Below are 20,077 nucleotides of genomic sequence, written 5' to 3'. Positions count from 1 at the left end.
CATCTTCCGACCGCAAGCTGAATAGCTTGCCGCAGGCGGCCGATGCAGGGGCGTGGTTAAGCCGCCAACAAAAAAAGCCCGGCATCGAGCCGGGCTTTCATCATGAGGGCGAGCGCTTACTCGCGGTCGTCGTCGTCCGCGCTGCTGCTCGGGGGCACGAGGCCCTCCAGGCCGCGAAGCAGGTCCTCTTCGCTCATGCGGTCGAACTGGACGTCCGCGTCGTTGTCGCCGCCGGCCGAGGGCGCTGCCGCGGTGTTGCTGAGCATGGGAACGGCTTCGGCCTCCGGCTCGTCCACCTCGACGTATTTCTGCATCGAGTGGATGAGCTGCTCCTTCAGGTCGTCGGGAGCGATCGTCTCGTCGGCGATCTCGCGGAGAGCCACGACCGGGTTCTTGTCACGGTCGCGGTCGATGGTGAGCGGCGAGCCCGAAGATATGAGGCGGGCCCGGTGGCTGGCCAGCAGCACGAGCTCAAACCGGTTGTCGACCTTGTCGATGCAGTCTTCGACGGTCACGCGAGCCATGCGGGGCTCCTTCTTCAGCAATGGAGAATATCGGAAGGGGGACCGGATACACCGGTTGGTTCGAGAAAACAAGAGGAAGCGTTACCAGACAGAGACTTAACCGGAAACCCAGGGCGTGCGGAGCCGCACATTCCCTGAATGGCATTAAAGTTATGATGCAACATATCAATAACGGTGGGCGTTATGAGAGCCTTGTTGTGTGTTCTGAGTGACGTTCGGGGTTGGGCCAACCGCCTTTGGAAACGGCTCTTTCCTGGACGGTCGAGGATTGACCGTAGCCTCCTTCGGGGCTGGAGGCAGCATATATGAAAGCTGGATAAGGGTCTCAGACGCGCGCTTTGCCTTGACTCCGGGCCTTTCGGGTGCCAGTTCCGCGCGGATTCGACGCAATAAAGGTTCCGCTCCCGATGAAGCGCGCATTCGTTTTTCCAGGCCAGGGAAGCCAGGCCGTCGGCATGGGCAAGGCCCTTGCCGACACCTTCCCTCAGGCCAAGGCCGTGTTCGACGAGGTGGATGAGGCCCTATCCCAGAAGCTCTCCGCTATCATGTGGGAGGGGCCGGCGGAGGAGCTGACCCTGACCGCCAACACCCAGCCGGCCCTGATGGCCGTGAGCGTCGCCGCCATCCGGGTTCTGGAAGCGGAGGCTGGGCTCGACCTCAAGAATCACGCCGCGTTCGTCGCCGGCCATTCGCTGGGCGAATATTCGGCGCTCGCTGCCGCCGGCAGCCTTTCCGTAGCCGATACCGCCCGCCTGCTGCGGATTCGCGGCAATGCCATGCAGAACGCGGTTCCGGTGGGGCAGGGCGCCATGGCGGCGCTTCTCGGGCTCGAATTCGACGCGGCCCTCGAGGTCGCCCGCGAGGCGGCCCAGGGCGAGGTCTGCGATGCGGCCAACGACAATGGCGGCGCGCAAGTCGTGGTCTCCGGCCATAAGGCTGCCGTGGAGAGGGCCGTGGCGATCGCCCAGACCAAGGGCGCCAAGCGCGCCGTGATGCTGGCCGTGTCCGCCCCCTTCCACTGCGCGCTCATGCAGCCGGCGGCCGACGCCATGCGCGAGGCTCTCGGCCGCGTGACCGTCAATGCCCCGGTCGTTCTGGTGGTGGCCAATGTGGAAGCTGCTGCCATTACGGATCCGGCGGCCATCCGCGATGCCCTGGTCCGACAGGTCACCGGCACCGTGCGCTGGCGCGAGAGCGTGGCCTATATGGCCGCCCAGGGTGTTGAATCGTTTTATGAAGTCGGGTCTGGCAAGGTTCTGACCGGCCTCGTGAAACGCATTGCGGCCGGCGCCTCGGCCACGGCCATCGGCACCCCTGAGGATGTCGCCGCTTTCAAAGCCTCGCTGAACGCGTAAGAGGAGCCCTGCATGTTCGATCTCACCGGCCGCAAGGCTCTCGTCACCGGCGCCACGGGCGGCATCGGCGGCGCCATTGCCCGCGCTCTCCACGCCCAGGGCGCAACCGTGACCCTCTCCGGAACCCGACGGGCGGCCCTGGACGAACTGGCTTCGTCCCTGGGCGAGCGGGTCCATGTGGTCGAGGCTAACCTGTCGGACAAGGATTCCGTCGAAGCTCTCGTACCGGCAGCCGAGGCGGCCATGGATGGCCTCGACATCCTGGTCAACAACGCGGGCGTGACCAAGGACAACCTCTTCATGCGCATGAAGGACGAGGAATGGGACACGGTCCTTGCCGTGAACCTGACCGCTTCCTTCCGCCTGTCGCGGGCGGCCGTGAAGGGCATGATGCGACGCCGCTACGGACGTATCGTCAATATCGGCTCCGTCGTGGGTTCGACCGGCAATCCGGGGCAGGGCAACTATGCCGCCTCCAAGGCTGGCCTGATCGGCATGACCAAGGCGCTTGCCGCCGAGGTCGCGAGCCGCAACATCACGGTCAACCTCGTTGCTCCAGGCTTCATCGAGTCGCCCATGACCGATGTGCTCAACGAGAAGCAGCGCGAGGGAATCCTGGGCACGATCCCCATGGGGCGGCTCGGCCAGGGCGAGGAAATCGCTTCGTCCGTGGTCTATCTCGCTTCCGCTGAGGCCGCCTATGTGACGGGCCAGACCCTTCACGTGAACGGCGGAATGGCCATGTTCTAAAGGAACTTATCCTGGTTTCCGGAATCTGTTTGAAGGTGCCGTTCACCCCTCGCCAGACAGGATAAGCTTGTGTTAAGCATGGTCCCGATCAGGTCAAAGGGGTTGACCGGCGCTTAAAAATGCGGCTTTGCACGGCGCAGGGTAGCCGTTTCAGCGTTGTCAGCTGAACAGCTGATCTAAATTGATTTCTTAATCCGCCCAATTCCTGAGGCGGCAGCCACTGAGGAAAAAACGATGAGTGACGTCGCTGATCGCGTGAAGAAGATTGTTGTCGAGCACCTCGGCGTCGAAGCCGACAAGGTGACCGACAATGCCAACTTCATCGACGACCTGGGCGCCGACAGCCTGGATACGGTCGAGCTGGTGATGGCGTTCGAGGAAGAGTTCAACGTCGAGATTCCGGACGACGCGGCTGAGACCATCGTGACGGTCGGCGATGCCATCCGCTTCCTCGAGAAGAACGCAGCCTAAAGCACTGAAAGGGCGTCGGGTGACTCATTCGACGCCCGAATTTTATTGATCGATAGGGCAGGAATTCATGCGCCGGGTAGTTGTTACAGGTCTTGGCATGGTGACGCCGCTGGGGTGCGGGGTGGATGCCACATGGTCCCGCCTCGTCGAGGGGCAAAGCGGCGCCAACAGGATCACGGATTTCCAGGTCGACGACATGGCCTGCCAGATCGCCTGCCAAATTCCGCGGGGCGACGGCTCCGGCGGCACCTTCAACGCCGACCAGTGGATGGAACCGAAGGAGCAGCGCAAGGTCGATCCCTTCATCGTCTATGCGATGGCCGCCTCCACCATGGCCCTGCGGGATTCCGGCTGGGAGCCCAAGACCTACGAAGACCAATGCGCGACCGGCGTTCTGATCGGCTCCGGCATCGGCGGCATCGGCGGCATCTACGAGGCCTCCGCCACCCTGATCGAGCGTGGCCCGCGCCGCATCTCGCCCTTCTTCATTCCCGGCCGCCTCATCAACTTGGCCGGTGGCTACGTGTCCATCGAGCATGGCCTGAAAGGGCCGAACCATGCGGTCGTGACCGCCTGCTCTACCGGCTCCCATGCCATCGGCGATGCCGCCCGTCTCATTGCCCTCGGCGATGCGGACGTGATGGTGGCCGGCGGCACGGAATCGCCCATCAACCGGCTGTCCATCGCGGGCTTTGCCGCCTGCCGCGCCCTGTCCACCAATTTCAACGACGATCCGACCCGCGCCTCGCGCCCTTACGACAAGGACCGCGACGGCTTCGTGATGGGCGAGGGGGCCGGCGTCGTCGTGCTCGAAGAATACGAGCACGCCAAGGCCCGCGGCGCCAAGATCTATGCCGAGGTCATCGGCTACGGCCTGTCGGGCGATGCCTATCACATCACGTCACCCTCCGAGGACGGCGACGGCGCCTATCGGTGCATGGCCGCGGCCCTCAAGCGCGCCGGCATCGATGTCTCCGAGATCGACTACGTCAACGCCCACGGAACCTCGACGCCGCTGGGCGACGAACTGGAACTCAAGGCCGTCGAGCGCATCATGGGCAATGCGGCCGGCAAGCTCTCCATGTCGTCGACCAAGTCGGCAATCGGCCACCTTCTCGGGGCTGCGGGCGCCGTCGAGGCGATCTTCTCGATCCTGGCCATGCGCGACGGCATCATTCCGCCGACGATCAACCTCGACACCCCGTCGGTGGAAACGGCCATCGATCTCGTGCCCAAGACGGCCAAGCGCAAGGAGATCAACGTGGCCCTGTCGAACTCCTTCGGGTTCGGCGGAACTAACGCTTCGCTCATTCTTCGTCGCGTATCCTAGCGCATCGCGCGGAAAAGTGGGCCCGGTTTTCCGCTCCAGGCGATGCGCCGCCTGAGGGATTGAACATCGGATCAATCCCAAAAGTGGCGTCCACTTTTGGGTCCGATATTTGACCGGCGACGGCACGTTACGGCTTTTCGCCATATTCCCTGCTAGGGTGTCGGCGGACCGGCAGGACCGCCGGCCGATACCAGAAAAGCGGCGTAATGTTCGGACGAAAGAAAAAGATCCTTCTCCCCTCCGTAGATGAATCCGATCACGGAGCGTCGCAGCCCCGGCTGGCGCCCCGCTCGCCGAACGAGGCCATCAAGCCGTCGATGGCGCCGCCGCCGCCGCCGAAGCTCCGCCGCCGCCGCCGAGGCATGCTGTCGCTCCTGAGCGGCCTGCTGACGCTTTTCGTCGCCCTGGCGATCGCCGGCATCTTCGGCTTCTCCATGCTTCAGCACGAGGTGACGGCCCAAGGGCCGCTGCAGAGCGACAAGGTTGTGGTCATCCCCAGGAACACCGGCACGGGTGAGATCGCCAACATCCTCAAGGAGGAGGGTGTGATCGATCAGCCGCTCCTGTTCCAGGCCTATGCCCATCTCAACCGGCAGCGCGGCCAGTTGAAGGCGGGAGAGTTCCAGTTCAAGGCCGGCACCAGCATCGAGGATGCCATCGACACCCTCATCCAGGGTAAGGCCATCCTGCATACGGTGACCATTCCCGAAGGACTGACCAGCGAGCAGATCGTCGGCCGCCTCTACGAGCATGACATCCTCACCGGCGACGTGATCGAGACCCCGCGCGAGGGCTCGCTCCTGCCCGACACCTACAAGTTCGAGCGCGGCACGACGCGGCAGCAGATCATCAACACGATGCAGACCGCCCAGCGCCAGGCCATCGAGCAGATCTGGCAGCGCCGCTCCAGCGAATTGCCGATCAAGTCGCCGCAGGAACTCGTGATCCTGGCCTCCATCGTGGAGAAGGAGACGGGCCGGGCGGACGAGCGCACCCGTGTGGCGGGCGTCTTCATCAACCGTTTGATGAAGCGGATGAAGCTTCAGTCCGACCCCACCATCGTCTACGGACTGGTCCGCGGGAAAGGCACCCTGGGTCGCGGCATCCTGCGCAGCGAGATCGAGGCCGCAACGCCCTACAACACCTATGTGGTGGAAGGCCTGCCGCCGGGCCCCATCGCCAATCCGGGCCGCGCCGCCCTAGAGGCCGTGGCCAATCCCTCGCGCACCAAGGATCTCTACTTCGTTGCCGACGGCTCCGGGGGGCATGCCTTCGCCGAGACCTATGAGCAGCACCAGCGCAACGTGACCCGCTGGCGCCAGATCGAGAAGAGCCGTCCGGCTGCCGACGTGGACCGGGTGGTGCCCGATTCCGACCAGACGAGCCTGCCTCCGGGGGTGGCGCCTGCGGTGCGCGGCACCGCAAATGCGCTGCCCGCGTCCGGCGGGCGACCGGGCCGTGGTTTCGACGCGAGCGAGGGAACCGAGAAGGATCCGCTCAAGAACAAGACCTTCGACCTGAACAATCCGAAGAACGTTCCGGCCTTGCGCCAGCCTTGAGTCGGCGACGCAATCCTGGATTCCGGCAATCGACTCTTGGATCGGCGCGCACTATGGTCGCGCCGATTTTTCCATTCCGTTCGAGGTTAGCGCATGTCCATTGCGAGCATGACCGGCTTTGCCCGCGAGGCCGGCGTCACCGGGTCCTATCAATGGGCCTGGGAGCTTAAGACAGTCAACGGACGCGGGCTCGAGGTACGGGTTCGGACGTCCTCGGGCCTCGACGCCGTCGGCGAGGAGGCGCGGGGACAGATCCTCAAGGCACTGACCCGCGGGCAAGGCCAGCTCAACCTGTCGCTCAGCAAGGCATCCGCCGCTCCCAAGCTGCGCGTGAACCAGGATGTGCTGCAATCGCTGCTCTCGGCCATCGGTGACCTGACCCTCCCGGACAACGTGACGCCCGCCTCGCTCGACGGTCTGCTCTCCGTCCGTGGCGTCGTCGAGCTGGACGACGATGCCGCCGATCCGTCGCAGGACGAGGCACTTGTCGCAGCTCTCAGAGCGGGGATCGGCACCCTGATCGAGTCCCTCAAGACGGCACGGCTGCAGGAGGGACAGGCACTCGCGGCCGTGCTCGGGCAGCAGCTCGACAACGTCTCCCGCCTGGTCGATGAGGCCGAGGCCGCCCCGGCCCGTCGGCCCGAGGCCATTCGCGCCCGGTTGGAGGCTCAGATTGCCGAGCTGCTCGACGGCAAGGCCGCCCTTGATCCGGCCCGCCTGCATCAGGAGGCGGTGCTGATTGCGGCCCGGGCGGACATCCGCGAGGAACTCGACCGCCTGCGCGCACACGTGGACGCGGCTCGCGGCCTCCTGCAGGAGGGCGGATCGGTCGGCCGGCGGCTCGACTTTCTGGCCCAGGAGTTCGGACGCGAGGCCAACACCCTGTGTGCGAAGGCCAACGATGTGTCCTTGTCGCGGATTGGGCTTGAATTGAAGGCCGTAATCGAGCAATTCCGGGAGCAGGTGCAGAATGTGGAGTGACGCGGTGAGCCAAGATTCGAAGCCTCCGGTCGGCCGTCGCGGCCTCATCCTCATCCTGTCCTCGCCGTCAGGCGCCGGGAAAACCACGCTGACCCGCAGCCTCGTGGAAGAGCGAGCCGGCGTTCTGTCGGTTTCCGTCACCACCCGCCCCAAGCGTCCGTCCGAGATCGAGGGCAAGCACTACCACTTCATCGACGTGGACGAGTTCAAGGCGATGCGTGAGCGCGACGAACTCCTGGAATGGGCCGAGGTGCACGGCAATTTCTACGGCACGCCGCGCAAGCCCGTGGAGAAGACCCTGGCGGGCGGCCAGGACATGGTCTTCGACATCGATTACCAGGGCACGCGCCAGGTGCGTCAAAAGCTGCCGGACGATGTCGTCACCGTGTTCGTCCTGCCGCCGAGCTTCAGGGAGCTGAAGGCACGGCTGGAACGGCGGGCGGAGGATGCGCCCGAGGTCATCGCCAAGCGTCTCGCCAATGCCCGGGTCGAAATGGAGCGTTGGGTCGAGTACGACTACGTGATCGTCAACGAGGATCTCGGCAAGTCCTTCGAGAGCCTCAAGGCCATCCAGGCGGCCGAGCGCCTCAAGCGCGAACGCCTCGTCGGACTTTCCGACTTCGTCGAAGGGTTGCTGGCGGAAAAGATCGACTGATCCTGCTTACACCAGCGAGAACCCATTCCGGCGCCCGTGGCGGGCGATGGCGTGTCCGATCAGAACCTCCATCAATTCGCTCTGCGGCAGACCGCCCGCCTCCCAGAGCTTGGGATACATGCTGATCGCCGTGAAGCCCGGGAAGGTGTTCACCTCGTTGACGAAGAGGCCGTCGTCGTTCTTCGGATCCAGGAAGAAGTCGACCCGCGCCATGGCCTCGCAGGCGAGCGTCCTGAATGTCTCCACCGCCAGCTCCTGGATACGCCGCGCCTGGGCTGGCGCCAGCTCCGCCGGGATGCGCAGGAGTGCGCCGTCCGCGTCGATGTACTTCGCGTCATAGCTGTAGAAGCCGTGGCTGTCGGCCGGCACGATTTCGCCGAGCGGAGAGGCGCGGACCTCGCCGGCAGCATCCTCCAGCACCGAGCATTCGATCTCGCGCGCACCCGTGACGCTGCGCTCCACAAGCACCTTGCCGTCATAACGAAAGGCTTTCTCGCAGGCTTGGTCGAACTCCCCTTCGGAGGAGGCACGGGACACGCCCACCGACGAACCCATGTTCGCCGGTTTGACGAACAGGTCGGTCGTGCCAAGGGCGTCCACGGCCGTCCGGTAGTCGACACGGGTACGGGAGGTCAGGGTCAGGAACGGAACGACCGGCAGGCCGCTGTCGCGCAGCAGGCGTTTGGCGACGTCCTTGTCCATGCCGGCGGCAGATCCCATGACGCCGGAGCCCACATAGGGGACATTGGCGAGTTCCAGCAAGCCCTGGACCGTTCCGTCCTCGCCGTTCGGCCCATGGAGGACGGGAACGACCGCATCGAGGCGGAGGGAGCGGGACGGGGAGCTGCCATCGAGCACGAGCGTTTCGCCCGCGCCGCCGGGGAGCAGGGCCACCTGCGGAGATCCATCCGGGATCTCCAGGGATTGCGCGCCCCTTCCGCCGCCATTGCCGTTGTCGCAGAGAAGCCAGCGCCCGTCCCGGCCGATGCCGATGGGGACGATGTCGTAACGGTCCGGATCGAGGGCGCGCAAGACATTGGCCGCCGACAGCTTCGAGACCTCATGCTCCGCCGAGCGCCCTCCGAACAGAAGCCCGATCGTCTTGCGCGGCTGCGACATGCCCGCTTCCTCCTCTCGCGGCCGAGGGGCCGCTCACGTTGATCGGATCATGGAAGAGGCGCGGTTAAGGTCTCATGAAGAGTGGCTGGTCGCGGCGCAGGGCTCTATCGCAGTGCACAGGCGCGTTTTCCCTCCCCACAAGGGGGAGGAGAGCTCGTCGCGCTTTACGAATTAGCCTCTCACGCGGTGCGTGTTGCGTCCCAGGCATTGGCAAGCGCCACATAGCCTTCGACCGAGATGTTCTCGGCGCGGATCGTCTCCTCGAGCCCCGCAGCGTTGATGATCGCGGTCGGGTCGGGAGCGATGGATTTCAGGCTCTGGCGCAGCATCTTGCGGCGCTGGCCGAAGGCGGCACGGGTCACGGCCTCCAGGGCGCCGATGCGGCAGGGCAGCGGGTCGGCCCGCGGGGTCAGGTGGACGATGCTGGAGATGATCTTCGGCGGCGGCACGAAGGCGGAGGGCGGCACGTCGAACAGGATGCGCGCCTGCGTGCGCCAGCCGCAGAGAACGCCGAGGCGCCCGTAATTCTTCGGATCGCTCTCGTCCGCCACGATGCGCTCGGCCACCTCGCGCTGGAACATGAGCGTAAGCGACGCCCACCACGGGGGCCAGGCCTCGCCGGTGAGCCAACCGGTCAGCAGAGCCGTGCCCACATTATAGGGCAGGTTGGCGATGATCCGGACGAGGCCGTCCCCGACCAGGGGACGCGGATCGAACTCCAGGGCATCGGCTTCGACGACTTCCAGCCGGCCAGGATACCGCTCGGCGATCTCGGCAAGGGCGGGCAGGCAGCGGGTATCCCGCTCGATGGCGATCAGCTTCCTGGCGCCGGCGGCGAGAATGGCACGGGTCAGCCCCCCGGGGCCGGGCCCGACCTCGATGATTGTCGCGTCTTCCAGAGGACCCGCCGAGCGGGCGATCCGGCTGGTGAGGTTGAGATCGAACAGGAAGTTTTGGCCAAGGGACTTCTTGGCCATCAGCCCATGGGTGCGCACCACCTCGCGCAAGGGGGGAAGGTCGTCGATCTGGCTCATGGCTGCCCCAGGCGGGCGGCGAGTTTCAAGGCCGCCATGAGGCTGTCGGGGCGGGCGATGCCCTTCCCGGCGATGTCGAAGGCGGTGCCGTGGTCGGGCGAGGTCCGCACGAAGGGAAGACCGAGGGTCACGTTGACGGCTTCGTCAAAGGCGATGGTCTTGATCGGGATCAGGGCCTGATCGTGATACATGGCGAGGGCTGCGTCGTAGCGGCCCCGTGCGCGGGCATGGAACATGGTGTCCGCTGGCAGGGGACCGGCCACATCGATCCCTTCGGCGCGCAGGATGTCGACCGCCGGGACGATGACCGCGCCGTCCTCGGCTCCCATTGCGCCGTTTTCGCCCGCGTGAGGGTTGAGCCCTGCCAGGGCGAGCCGCGGATGGGCAATGCCGAACCGATCTTGAAGCTCCCGGGCGACGATCCTCCCGGTGCGAACGATCAGATCTGTCGTCAGCGCCGAGGGCACGTCCGAGAGCGGGATGTGGACTGTGACGGGAACGACTGCCAGCTGCTCGCTCCAGAGCATCATCACCGGATGATACGCCTCTGATGCACCTTCCGAAGCGAGAGCCGCGAGGAACTCCGTGTGGCCTGGATGCCGGAATCCAGCCTCGTAGAGCACGTGCTTGGCGATGGGATTGGTCACGACGGCCGCCGCTGCACCCGCCCGGACGAGCCGCACCGCAGTCTCGATGGATTCGATGACGGACGGGGCATTGGCCGCATCCGGCCGCCCCGGGGAGGCGGAGACCTGGACGCTCAGCGGAATGACGGGCAGGGCGTCGGGAAAGACGGATCGGATCCGCCCAGGTTCGACCGGCGCGATGGGAACGGTCCATCCGAATCCACTGGCGACCCGGGCGAGATGGTCAGGGTCGCCGAGGATGGCGAAAGGCGGCAGGGATTGCTGATGTCGCTCGAGCCAAGCCCTCAGGCTGAGTTCGGGCCCGATCCCGGCCGGATCCCCCTGGGTCAACAGGAGAGGGCGCTGGTTCACACCTGACACCGGGCCTCTGCCCCATCATTCATCGTCAGTGCCGCTGAGATTCTGAGTATATCCCACTTCGCCGAGAGACCGGAACTCGAGGCTGAAGGCGATGGTGTGGTTCTGGTTCTTCTCACCCGAGTTCCGCACCACCTCGCGCGGCGTCACGCTGTAGCTGACCGAGAAGATCGTGCATTCGTCCATGTAGCCCAGTCCGAGCGACATGCCGCTCACATAGGCGACCTCGTCCGGGTCGATGTCGAGGCTGGCGAATTGGCTTTCACGCGCGAGGAGATAGCGGTCGAGGTCGAGGAGAACCGAGCCCGTCACGTACCAGTTCGGGGAAATGTCCCACCGGGCCGAGCCGAGCAGGCCTTCGCGGCGCATCGGGAACCCGATGGCGGGCTGAGCCTCGTAGCGGGCATAGGTCAGCGAGGTCGAAATCGGCAGGTACGGATTGAAGTTCGCCCGGAAGCCGGCTTCGATCCGGTTCACGTCGAAGGTTTCCTGGTCGAAGCGCGCACGGGTCACGAAAGCGAAGTTCGCGTTCGGCGAGATCTGGAAGCGGCCGACATAGTCGGAGGCCCGCGACTCGAGCCCGGAGTCCAGCCCCACATTGGCAAGATCGCCCTGGCGGAACGAATTGCGCCCGGCGAGCTGATAGGACTGGCCGAACAGCACGTTGGCGTAGAAGTCGTCGGCGCCGGTCACCGTGTACTGGATGCCGACATTCGCGCGCACGCCGCCCTCGACCCGGTCGTAGCCGGAGAACTTGTCCCAGTCGAACAGGGAGGTGTCGTCGAACACGAGGCTCTGGGCATCCTCGTTAGGGAGGCTGCCGATGCCGGTCTCGTTCGGACGGGCGATTACCTGGGCGATCGGCTCGAGGATCTGCTTGCCGGAGGTGCCGAGGCTGGCGATGAAGGGATAGCGGTATTCGAGGCCGACGGCCGGCATGGCACGGAAGAGATAATCGTCGTCCGCGTCGATGAAGTTGCCGAGCTGAGCGTTCTGGTACCCGTTGAAATCCGGGGAAATCCAGAAGCTGTCAGCCCTGACATAGGCAAACGGCGTCCAGACCTGGCCGATCGGATCGATGAACTCGCGGCGCCAGGACGCGGTGACCGACGCGCGGGAGGTCGAGCCGCTGATGCCGCGCACGAGGCAGGAGGCGGGGTCGAAGACAACGCAGGTCTGAGCCACGCCGAAATAGGTCGTGTTGGCGATGGACAGCGGATCGTACTGGGCGGCCTCGCGGGAGAGGCTGGTGACATTCACGTCCAGGGCGAACTCGCCGCCGATGGTCGGAGGCGTGAAGCGCTTGTTGTAGTCCAGGACCGGAGCGACGACCGGCTGCTGCTTCTGCCACTCGTTGCTCGACAGGGTCTGGAAATAATAGCCCCGCATGTCGAAGAAGGAACGGTCCCCCTGACCCTGCAGGTACACGGTCGAGATCGATTCCTTGATGTAGTACGCGCTCAGGCTTTCGCTGCGGATCTTGTAGTTCGACAGGAACCACTTGTCCGAGAGCAGCGCGATGTCCCAGCCCCAGCGCCAGTTCTGGTTGATGTAGAACAGGCCGGTCGTCTCCAGCGAGCCGCGGAAATCGCGATCTCCGGCCCCGTAGGGGGGCTGAAGAAAGGCTTCCGGCTCCTGCTGCGAGATGCCCGCGGCCCGGACGGTGTAGACGCCGTTCTCGAGCCGATGCCGCCATTCGGCCTGGGCCAGGAGGCCCTGTCGGCTCAGGAAGGTCGGGCTGATGGTCAGGTCGTAGTTCGGGGCGATGGCCCAGAAGAACGGGACGGTGGCGCCGTATCCGATCGACGTAGAATAAATGTAACGCGGCGACAGGAAGCCGGTCTTGCGCTTCACCGTCGGATCGGGAGTCCAGAAATAGGGCAGGTAGGCGACCGGAATGCCGAGGAGTTCGAGGGTGGCATCCTCGTAATAGATCGTCCGCTCGCTGTTGTTGTGGATGATCTTGGCGGCCTTGACCTGCCAGAGCGGGGGCCGTTCCGGATTGTCCTTACAGGGTTCGCAGGCGGTATAGGTGCCGCGCTCGAACGTCGTGGTCTCTCCCTCGGCGCGCTCGGCGCGCGGGGCCGAGAAGCGGGTCGTGAGAGGCCGGCCCTGCTCGACGGTGGTCTGGACCACCCTCAGGGAATCGATGAAACCGTTCTTGAAGTCATCCGTCAGCTCGAATCGATCGCCCGTAGCGACCGTGCCGCTGGCATCGGTAAGGCGGGCATTGCCTTCGGCAAAGACGCGGCCGGTGTTCCGGTCGTAGGTGACCCGGTCGGCCTGGAGCGTCCGGCCCTGGTAGTTCATCTGGACGTCGCCGGAGGCGGCGATCGTGTTTTTGTCGTTGTCGTAGACGATTTCCTTAGCGTCAACGAGCAGCCGGTCCTGACCCGATCCGGACTGGGCGCGGCCGGCAATGGCCTCGTTCAGGGTCGCCTGGGCAAGCGCAGGCACAGACCCAGCAGCTAACAGAGCCGCTGCGACCGCAGACGTTGCGATCGTTGTCTTAAGCCGCCGCATCCCCACTCCTTCGCAAACCTTCTTATCGAGGCCGATCAGCCGTCCTCTTGGTGCAATAACGCCAAGGTCCCTAACAGACTGCCTACTACAGCCGGGAACCAGGCTGCAACAAGGGAACTGATAATTCCGGAGGCGCCAAGCTCCGCCATAAGCTCCGTGGCGACATAAAGCACGAAGCCGGCCGCGACGCCACCCAGAACCATCATCGCTACACCGCCAAATCGAAAGAATCTTAACGATACGGATGCGGCCACGAAGACCATGGCGATGAACAGCAGGGGACGGGCCAGAAGCAGGTCGTAATGGAGCTGATAGGTGGTCGTATTGATGTCCGCCTGCTCCATGCGCTTGATCGTCTCCTTGAGGTCCCAGAACGGAACCGCATCGGGATCGATGAAGCTCTGTCGAACCTGCGAGGGCTGCAGGTTCGAGGCGATCAGGTAACGGTCATGGGCCTGGGGCTCTTCGGTGGCCGACAGGATTCGGGCATCCTTCAGCTCCCAGAAACCCTCGTGCAGGGTCGCCTCCTTGGCTTCGACGCGGTGGGTGAAAACTCCGGCATGATCAAAGGCATAGACGGTGACCCCGTAGAGGGTTGCCGTGTTGGCGTTCGAACCGTCGCCGCGCAGGATGGCCTGCCCGTCCTGGCTCCTCTGGCGAATCCAGATGGGCTTCTCCCGGGTCTGGACCGCCCGGGAAAAGATCTGCGTCTCCAGCGCGGAACCGCGCTGCTTCAGGATTGCCGAAACCGGGTTGTAGACGGTCACGGACACGATCCCGATCAGCAAAGCGATCAGGAGCCCGGGCTGCAGGAACTGCCATGCGGAAATGCCGGCCGCGCGCGCCACCACCAGTTCAAGCTTGCGGCTGAGCTGGAGGAGGGCGGCCATGCTGCCGAACAACACGGCGAAGGGCATGACCTGCTCTGCGATGGCCGGGGTGCGGAACAGGGCCAGCTGGGCGATCACGCCGGTCGTGGCGGCCGGCGCGTCGCCGGCCCGGCGCATGAGTTCGACGAAGTCGAGGGTATAGACAAGGGTGAAGACAGTCGTGAACACAAGGAAAATAGTCTTAAGAAACTGTCGCGAGAAATAGAACCCGAGGGTGCGGCCGATCAGCATGGTCAGGCCTTCTGCGGGGCGGGGGAGCGTGAGGGAAGCAGGTTGCGGATGGTCGCATGCAACCGGGCCTGAGCGGATCGCATGGCCGGTCCCTTGAAGATGAACAGCAGGCTGACGAGAATGCCTGCCAGAGGTATGCCATACATCGCAAGCACCGCCACCGGGGTGCGTGCCACGGCGCTCGATGCGGCAAAGCCGAGGATTCTCAGGAGAACGATCGCGACGACGGCGCCCGCGATGGCAAGGCCGCGCCCCTGGCGGGTCGTGCGGGCCTCGCCGAGAGCCGCGAAGGCGATGACCATCATGGCAAGAGGATACAGCCAGGAGGAGAGGCGTTCGTGCAGTTCGGCCCGGAAGCGCCCACGCTGCTCCTGATAGAGGGGCTCGTTCTTGTCCGGGAAGAGGAGCTGGGTCGTGCTCCGCTCGCGCGGCTTGTAGACGACCTCGCCGCCTTCCTTGTTGAAGGCGGACAGATCGACCGCATACCGCTCGAAGGCCACGATCGACGAATCGCGGCTGTTGGGCTCCTTGCGCTGAACGCTGCCCTTCTGAAGGACGAGATAGGCGTTCCCGCCCTGCTCGACGGTCTGGCCGCGTTCGGCAAGATAGACGATGGCTTTGTCCTTCTCCCTGAGATCCTCCATGAAGATCCCGAGGAGGGCATCGCCCGAGCGCTCGCGGTAATGGAACGTGATGCCGCTCTCCAAGGTGATGAACTGCCCTTCCTTGGCCATGGTCCCCACGAAGTCGGCCCGGATCTTGGTGAACAGCTGGCGCAGCTCCTGGAAGCTCGCGGGCATGAGATAGACCGAGATGATTGCCACCACGATGCAGACGAAGGAAGCCAAGGCCATGAAGGGCCGCAGGAGGCGCTGCGGCGGCATGCCGCCGGCACTCATGACGATCAGCTCGGAATCGCCGTTGAGCTTGTTCAGGGTATAGAGAGTGGCGAGGAACAGGGCGACCGGGGCGATGACGTTGATCAGCGCCGGCAGGGACAGGCCCGTTACCGTGAGGAAGATGAAAAGGGTCTGACCCTTGCCGGTCAGCAGGTCGAGTTCGCGCAGGGCCTGCGTGATCCAGATCACGCCCGTCAGCGCGACGAGGCATGCGGCGAAGGCATTGAATGTGTTTTTGAGGATGTAGCGTTCGAGAAGTGTCATGAAGCCCTTCGCCCCCGGGCGGTGGAGCCCTGGGTATCGTGTCACATGATCTCAGGCAAGACGGCTGTTTTCAACAGCCCGCGATTGCGCCGATTTCACGGCAGCTTCCCTGTGCCTTAACCCGCCATATGATATATGTCCCAAGCGTCAGCGTCGCAGCCGGCCTGAAGACCGGCGATGTGCATCACAACAAAGAGGATTTCATGGCCGACAGCTTCAAGATCGACTTTCAGCCCTACGGCAAGGTCGAATCCGGCGATCTCATCGTCTTCGTCGCGGAGAATCTCAAGCCCACGGCCGCGGTTGCCAAGCAACTGGGCCAGAAGGCCGTCGATCTGATCGCCAAGGCTGCGGCTGCCGAGAATTTCAAGGGCAAGGCCAAGTCATCCATGTCCATCGTCGTTCCTTCCGGCCTGTCGGTCGACAGGCTCGTCGTGATCGGCGTCGGCGGCGTGAAGGACCGGGCCAGCCTCGACTTCGTCCAGCTGGGCGGCCTGATCGCCGGAAGGGTCAACGGCAAGCTCGCGACGGCGGTGCTCGATCTGCCCGAGATCGAGGTCACGCCGGACGCAATCGCCGATATCGCGCTCGGCGCGCAGCTGCGCCGCTACAGCTTCGACCGCTACAAGACCAAGAAGGACGACGGCGGTTCCAACGGCGGCGGTCGCCTCGTCCTCAGCGTGGCGGATCCCGCGGCCGTCAAGAAGGTCTACAAGGCCCGCGAGGGCGTCCAGCAGGGCGTCGTCATCGCCCGCGACCTCGTCAACGAGCCGCCGAACGTGCTCGGGCCCCAGGAATTCGCCGCCCGTGCCCAGGCGCTCACCAAGCTCGGGGTCGAGGTCGAGATCCTCGACGACAAGGCCATGCGCAAGCTCGGCATGCATGCTCTTCTGGGCGTGGCGCAGGGCTCCGTGCGCGGCGGCCGCGTCGCCATCATGCGCTGGAACGGGGGCAAGGCCAACGACAAGCCCATCGCGTTCATCGGCAAGGGCGTGGTGTTCGATTCCGGCGGCATCTCGATCAAGCCGGGCGCCGGCATGGAGGACATGAAGGGCGACATGGCGGGTGCTGCCTGCGTGGTCGGCCTCATGCATGCTCTCGCGAGCCGCAAGGCCAAGGCCAACGTGGTCGGTGCCATCGGGCTCGTGGAAAACATGCCGGACGGCAATGCCCAGCGCCCGGGCGACATCGTCACCACGATGTCGGGCCAGACCATCGAGATCATCAACACCGACGCCGAAGGGCGCCTCGTGCTCGCTGACGTGCTCTGGTACGTGCAGGACCGCTTCAAGCCGAAGTTCATGATCGATCTCGCGACCCTGACCGGCGCGATTCTCGTGGCCTTGGCCCAGGAATATGCAGGCCTGTTCTCCAACAACGACGAACTGGCCGAGCGCCTGACGGCCGCAGGCCGGGCGACCGGCGAGCGCGTGTGGCGCATGCCGCTCGGGCCGGAATTCGACAAGATGATCGAATCCAAGTTCGCCGACATGAAGAACTCGGCCGGCCGCTTCGGCGGATCGAGCACCGCGGCGGCGCTGCTCCAGCGCTTCGTGAACGACGTGCCCTGGGCCCATCTCGACATCGCCGGCACCGCCATGGGGTCGCCGGCAACCGAGATCAACAAGGGCTGGAGCTCCGGCTGGGGCGTGCGTCTTCTCGATCGCCTCGTGCGCGATCATTACGAGGCCTGAGGATGAGAGAGAAGAGGACCTCGCGCACATGGCAACCCTTTGCAGCCGCAGAGGATTGTGATCAGCAATGACCGAGATCCTCTTCTATCATCTTCAGCACCAGCCCCTCGAGGCCGTGCTGCCCACGCTCCTGCAGAAGACCCTGGAGCGGGGCTGGCGCGCGGTCGTGCAGGTGACGACCGAGGAGCGCATGTCCGCGCTCGACGATCACCTGTGGACGTTTACCGATGAAAGCTTCCTGCCGCACGGCACGGACCGGGAGGCCCATGCGGCCGACCAACCAATCCTCCTCACCCTGTCCGGGGAAAATCCCAACGGCGCCTCGATCCGCTTCCTCGTGGAAGGCGCGGATCTGCCGCCTGACATCGCCGCCTACGAGCGGCTGGCGATCCTCTTCGACGGCAACGACATCCAGGCCCTGGCCTTTGCCCGGGACCAATGGCGCGCCGTGAAGGAGGGCGGCCACGACGCGACCTACTGGCAGCAGGACGAGCGCGGTCGCTGGCAGCGGAAGGCGTGACGATCTCCATGCTCCGTCGAGATCATCGAGGTCATCTTGAGAGATCGCCTTCCCTCGTCACGGCCGGCCTTGTGCCGGCCATCCCGCTTGTTTGAAGCGCGGCGCTTGTCTGATCGGGATCACCGGCACCCGGCCGTTGATGACGAGCGAAGAAACGTGTGGCGGCATTTCGGCGACGAGGGGAAGTAGCTCAGGCTGATCGCACACGAAGACTTCAACGGCCCGGAGCTTGCAACGGGAGGGATGCTCTCCAGTTTCAGGGAGGCCGAAAGGATGTCCCGATGATCCGAGCGATGCGTCTTCCCCTGTATGCTGCCCTTGCCCTGTCCCTGATGGTGCCTCTTGGCGCCGGTGCGCAGGAGCAGGCGGGCAATCGGGAGCAGCAGCCTCAGAGCCAGCAGCAGGAGGCACGCCGAGCTCGGCCGGAGGCGAGGGACACGCAGGCTCTTCCGCCGGAATCCGTGACGCGCCACAGCCTGCAGCTTCCGGGCCGGACCCTGTCCTTCACCGCGACCGCCGGGCATCTGGCGCTGACGGATCAGCAGGGGGCGCCGCAGGCCGAGATCGGCTTCGTCGCCTATACGCGGGACGATGTGAATCCCGCCACGCGACCGGTGACATTCGCCGTGAACGGCGGTCCGGGTGCATCCTCGGCCTATCTGCATCTTCTCGCGGTCGGTCCCTGGCTCCTGCCGACGGACGGGCCGACGATCAGCCCTTCGGCGCCGCCGGCCCTCGTTCCGAACGCCGAGACCTGGCTCGATTTCACGGATCTCGTGTTCGTCGACCCACCGGGCACGGGCTACAGCCGCGTGGTCGGAGGTGACCAGGTACGGGAGCGCTTCTACTCCGTGCAGGGTGACATCGACGGGCTCGCCGCCTTCGTCATGCGCTGGCTGAAGGAGAAGAACCGGCTCACCTCGCCGAAATTCTTCGTCGGCGAGAGCTACGGCGGCTTTCGCGGGCCGCTGCTGGCGCAAAAGCTGCAGAGCGACCAAGGAATCGGCTTCAGCGGCCTCGTTCTCGTCTCGCCGGTCCTGGACTTCGACTGGCTCGAGCAGGGAACCGCCGGGGCTCCCTGGACCAACGCAGCGCTCCTGCCGTCCCTTGCGGCCTCGAAGCTGTCCCGCACTGGACCAGTATCGCGGGATGCGCTCAAAGAGGCGGAGTCCTATGCGTCGGGCGAGTATCTCGTCGATCTCATGCGGGGTCTCCAGGACAAGGAGGCCGTGGACCGGGTCGGCCGCCGCGTGGCGGAATTGAGCGGGCTCGATCCCGAACTGACGCGCCGCCTGGCCGGGCGCATCGACATGCGCACGATCCAGCGGGAGTTGCGGCGCGGGTCTGCCGAGATCGTCAGCGCCTACGACACCAATGTGGCGATCGCCGATCCGAATCCCAATTCTCAGTCCTCGCGCTTCGAGGATCCCGTGCTCGATGGGATGACGGCGCCCCTGTCGAGTGCGATCATCCAGCACCTGACACACACCCTGAACTACAAAGCGGAAGGGCGGTACAACCTGCTGAACGGCTCGGTCAACGGCGCATGGCGTTGGGGCAACGGGCGCAGCGGCCCGGAGAATCTCGAAGAACTGCGGCAGGCTCTCTCCCTCGACGGCAAACTACGCGTGCTCGTCACCCATGGCTTCACCGACCTGGTGACGCCCTATTACGCGTCCCAGCTCCTCCTGAACCAGCTTCCCGATCTCGGTCCCCAGAAGCGTGTGGCGTTGAGTGTTTACGAAGGCGGCCACATGTTCTATTCGCGGCAGGCGTCACGGCAGGCCTTCAAGGCCGATGTGCAGCGGCTCTTCGAAGACGCCCTGCAGGCGAGGGCTGCCGACAACAGGGATTGATGGGCAAGGATTGACGGGAATGCGTGTGAAGGTTCTCTCGAGCGTCGCTCTCGCGGCATTGGTTCTGGCCGCCTGCACCAGCACGAGCAGCGCGCCGCCTGCTCCTGTTGTTGCAGCATCTCCCGCGCCCGCGGCGTCCTTGGGTCCGAGAATCGACGGACCCACGCTCGGACCGGACGGCCGCTGCACCGTCACGGGATTCGGGACGGCGACCGCCATCGAGCCCGGCATCACGGAATGCGATCTCGTGCGCCTGAAAGGCAAGCCGGCGACGGATGTGCTCGTCGGCGAAAGCGGCAAGGGGCAGCGCGAAGTCCAGGTGCTCTATTCCGAGCCCGGCGGCCGCGAGCTGTACTTCTTCGTGAACAACAGGCTCGACCGGATCGTGAAGCCCTAAACTGTCTGCGATGCGCTGCAT

Annotated in this window: 18 protein-coding genes; 11 read left to right on the top strand and 7 right to left on the bottom strand. The window is 64.9% G+C overall.

All coding sequences use genetic code 11. The features are described 5' to 3' along the window. Positions 1-116: 116 nt before the first annotated feature. The gene (gene rpoZ, locus VB672_RS07055) at positions 117-524 is read right to left on the bottom strand and encodes a DNA-directed RNA polymerase subunit omega (protein ID WP_329783469.1); all 408 of its coding nucleotides are present in this window, start codon (positions 522-524) and stop codon (positions 117-119) included. 407 nt (positions 525-931) lie between these two features. Between rpoZ and fabD the strand changes: the two genes are divergently transcribed. The 7 genes from fabD to gmk all read left to right on the top strand — a co-directional run bounded on the left by fabD (position 932) and on the right by gmk (position 7,625). Next, positions 932-1,879: an ACP S-malonyltransferase gene (gene fabD / locus VB672_RS07050; protein WP_329783468.1), complete on the top strand. Its 948-nt coding sequence runs from the start codon at positions 932-934 to the stop codon at positions 1,877-1,879. A 12-nt stretch (positions 1,880-1,891) separates the two neighbouring features. Then, positions 1,892-2,629, top strand: a complete 738-nt coding sequence (gene fabG / locus VB672_RS07045; RefSeq protein WP_329783467.1) for a 3-oxoacyl-[acyl-carrier-protein] reductase — start codon at positions 1,892-1,894, stop codon at positions 2,627-2,629. A 234-nt stretch (positions 2,630-2,863) separates the two neighbouring features. Beyond that, on the top strand, positions 2,864-3,100 hold the full coding sequence (locus VB672_RS07040; RefSeq protein ID WP_009764365.1) for an acyl carrier protein: 237 nt from the start codon (positions 2,864-2,866) through the stop codon (positions 3,098-3,100). A gap of 67 nt (positions 3,101-3,167) precedes the next feature. Then, entirely contained in the window at positions 3,168-4,430 is a 1,263-nt protein-coding gene (fabF, locus tag VB672_RS07035; protein ID WP_329783466.1) for a beta-ketoacyl-ACP synthase II, read from the top strand. Between the two features lie 362 nt (positions 4,431-4,792). Beyond that, positions 4,793-5,989, top strand: a complete 1,197-nt coding sequence (gene mltG / locus VB672_RS07030; protein WP_442931935.1) for an endolytic transglycosylase MltG — start codon at positions 4,793-4,795, stop codon at positions 5,987-5,989. A 93-nt stretch (positions 5,990-6,082) separates the two neighbouring features. Continuing rightward, on the top strand, positions 6,083-6,970 hold the full coding sequence (locus tag VB672_RS07025) for a YicC/YloC family endoribonuclease (RefSeq protein WP_329783464.1): 888 nt from the start codon (positions 6,083-6,085) through the stop codon (positions 6,968-6,970). Beyond that, entirely contained in the window at positions 6,960-7,625 is a 666-nt protein-coding gene (gmk, locus tag VB672_RS07020) for a guanylate kinase (RefSeq protein WP_329783463.1), read from the top strand. Before VB672_RS07025 ends, gmk begins: the two co-directional genes overlap by 11 nt. A gap of 6 nt (positions 7,626-7,631) precedes the next feature. On the opposite strand, the gene VB672_RS07015 is transcribed toward gmk, so the two are convergent. From VB672_RS07015 to lptF, 6 genes are all read right to left on the bottom strand, one after another. Beyond that, positions 7,632-8,744 (bottom strand): D-alanine--D-alanine ligase family protein, encoded by a 1,113-nt coding sequence (locus VB672_RS07015; RefSeq protein WP_329783462.1) that lies wholly within the window; start codon positions 8,742-8,744, stop codon positions 7,632-7,634. A 179-nt stretch (positions 8,745-8,923) separates the two neighbouring features. Continuing rightward, entirely contained in the window at positions 8,924-9,778 is an 855-nt protein-coding gene (rsmA, locus tag VB672_RS07010; protein WP_329783461.1) for a 16S rRNA (adenine(1518)-N(6)/adenine(1519)-N(6))-dimethyltransferase RsmA, read from the bottom strand. Further along, positions 9,775-10,776, bottom strand: a complete 1,002-nt coding sequence (gene pdxA, locus VB672_RS07005) for a 4-hydroxythreonine-4-phosphate dehydrogenase PdxA (RefSeq protein ID WP_442931934.1) — start codon at positions 10,774-10,776, stop codon at positions 9,775-9,777. Before pdxA ends, rsmA begins: the two co-directional genes overlap by 4 nt. A gap of 24 nt (positions 10,777-10,800) precedes the next feature. Next, positions 10,801-13,305 carry an LPS-assembly protein LptD gene (locus VB672_RS07000; RefSeq protein ID WP_329783459.1) on the bottom strand — a complete coding sequence of 835 codons (2,505 nt, stop codon included), beginning with the start codon at positions 13,303-13,305 and terminating at the stop codon, positions 10,801-10,803. Between the two features lie 35 nt (positions 13,306-13,340). Continuing rightward, a complete protein-coding gene (lptG, locus tag VB672_RS06995) occupies positions 13,341-14,426 on the bottom strand; it encodes an LPS export ABC transporter permease LptG (RefSeq protein WP_329783458.1) in 1,086 nt (361 codons plus the stop codon). 2 nt (positions 14,427-14,428) lie between these two features. Continuing rightward, entirely contained in the window at positions 14,429-15,589 is a 1,161-nt protein-coding gene (lptF, locus tag VB672_RS06990; protein ID WP_329783457.1) for an LPS export ABC transporter permease LptF, read from the bottom strand. A 203-nt stretch (positions 15,590-15,792) separates the two neighbouring features. Here lptF and VB672_RS06985 point away from each other — a divergent pair, with 203 nt between their 5' ends. The 4 genes from VB672_RS06985 to VB672_RS06970 all read left to right on the top strand — a co-directional run bounded on the left by VB672_RS06985 (position 15,793) and on the right by VB672_RS06970 (position 20,056). Further along, positions 15,793-17,283: a leucyl aminopeptidase gene (locus VB672_RS06985; protein WP_329783456.1), complete on the top strand. Its 1,491-nt coding sequence runs from the start codon at positions 15,793-15,795 to the stop codon at positions 17,281-17,283. Between the two features lie 67 nt (positions 17,284-17,350). Then, positions 17,351-17,803 (top strand): DNA polymerase III subunit chi, encoded by a 453-nt coding sequence (locus tag VB672_RS06980; protein WP_329783455.1) that lies wholly within the window; start codon positions 17,351-17,353, stop codon positions 17,801-17,803. Between the two features lie 293 nt (positions 17,804-18,096). Further along, a complete protein-coding gene (locus VB672_RS06975) occupies positions 18,097-19,659 on the top strand; it encodes a S10 family peptidase (RefSeq protein WP_329783454.1) in 1,563 nt (520 codons plus the stop codon). A gap of 19 nt (positions 19,660-19,678) precedes the next feature. Continuing rightward, positions 19,679-20,056 carry a hypothetical protein gene (locus VB672_RS06970; protein WP_329783453.1) on the top strand — a complete coding sequence of 126 codons (378 nt, stop codon included), beginning with the start codon at positions 19,679-19,681 and terminating at the stop codon, positions 20,054-20,056. Positions 20,057-20,077 lie beyond the last annotated feature (21 nt).

The organism is Microvirga sp. CF3016 (assembly GCF_036314085.1).
Classification (GTDB): Bacteria; Pseudomonadota; Alphaproteobacteria; order Rhizobiales; family Beijerinckiaceae; genus Microvirga.
The sequence above is the reverse complement of the archived record's forward strand: the minus strand, read 5'-3'. Positions and strand labels throughout refer to the sequence as shown.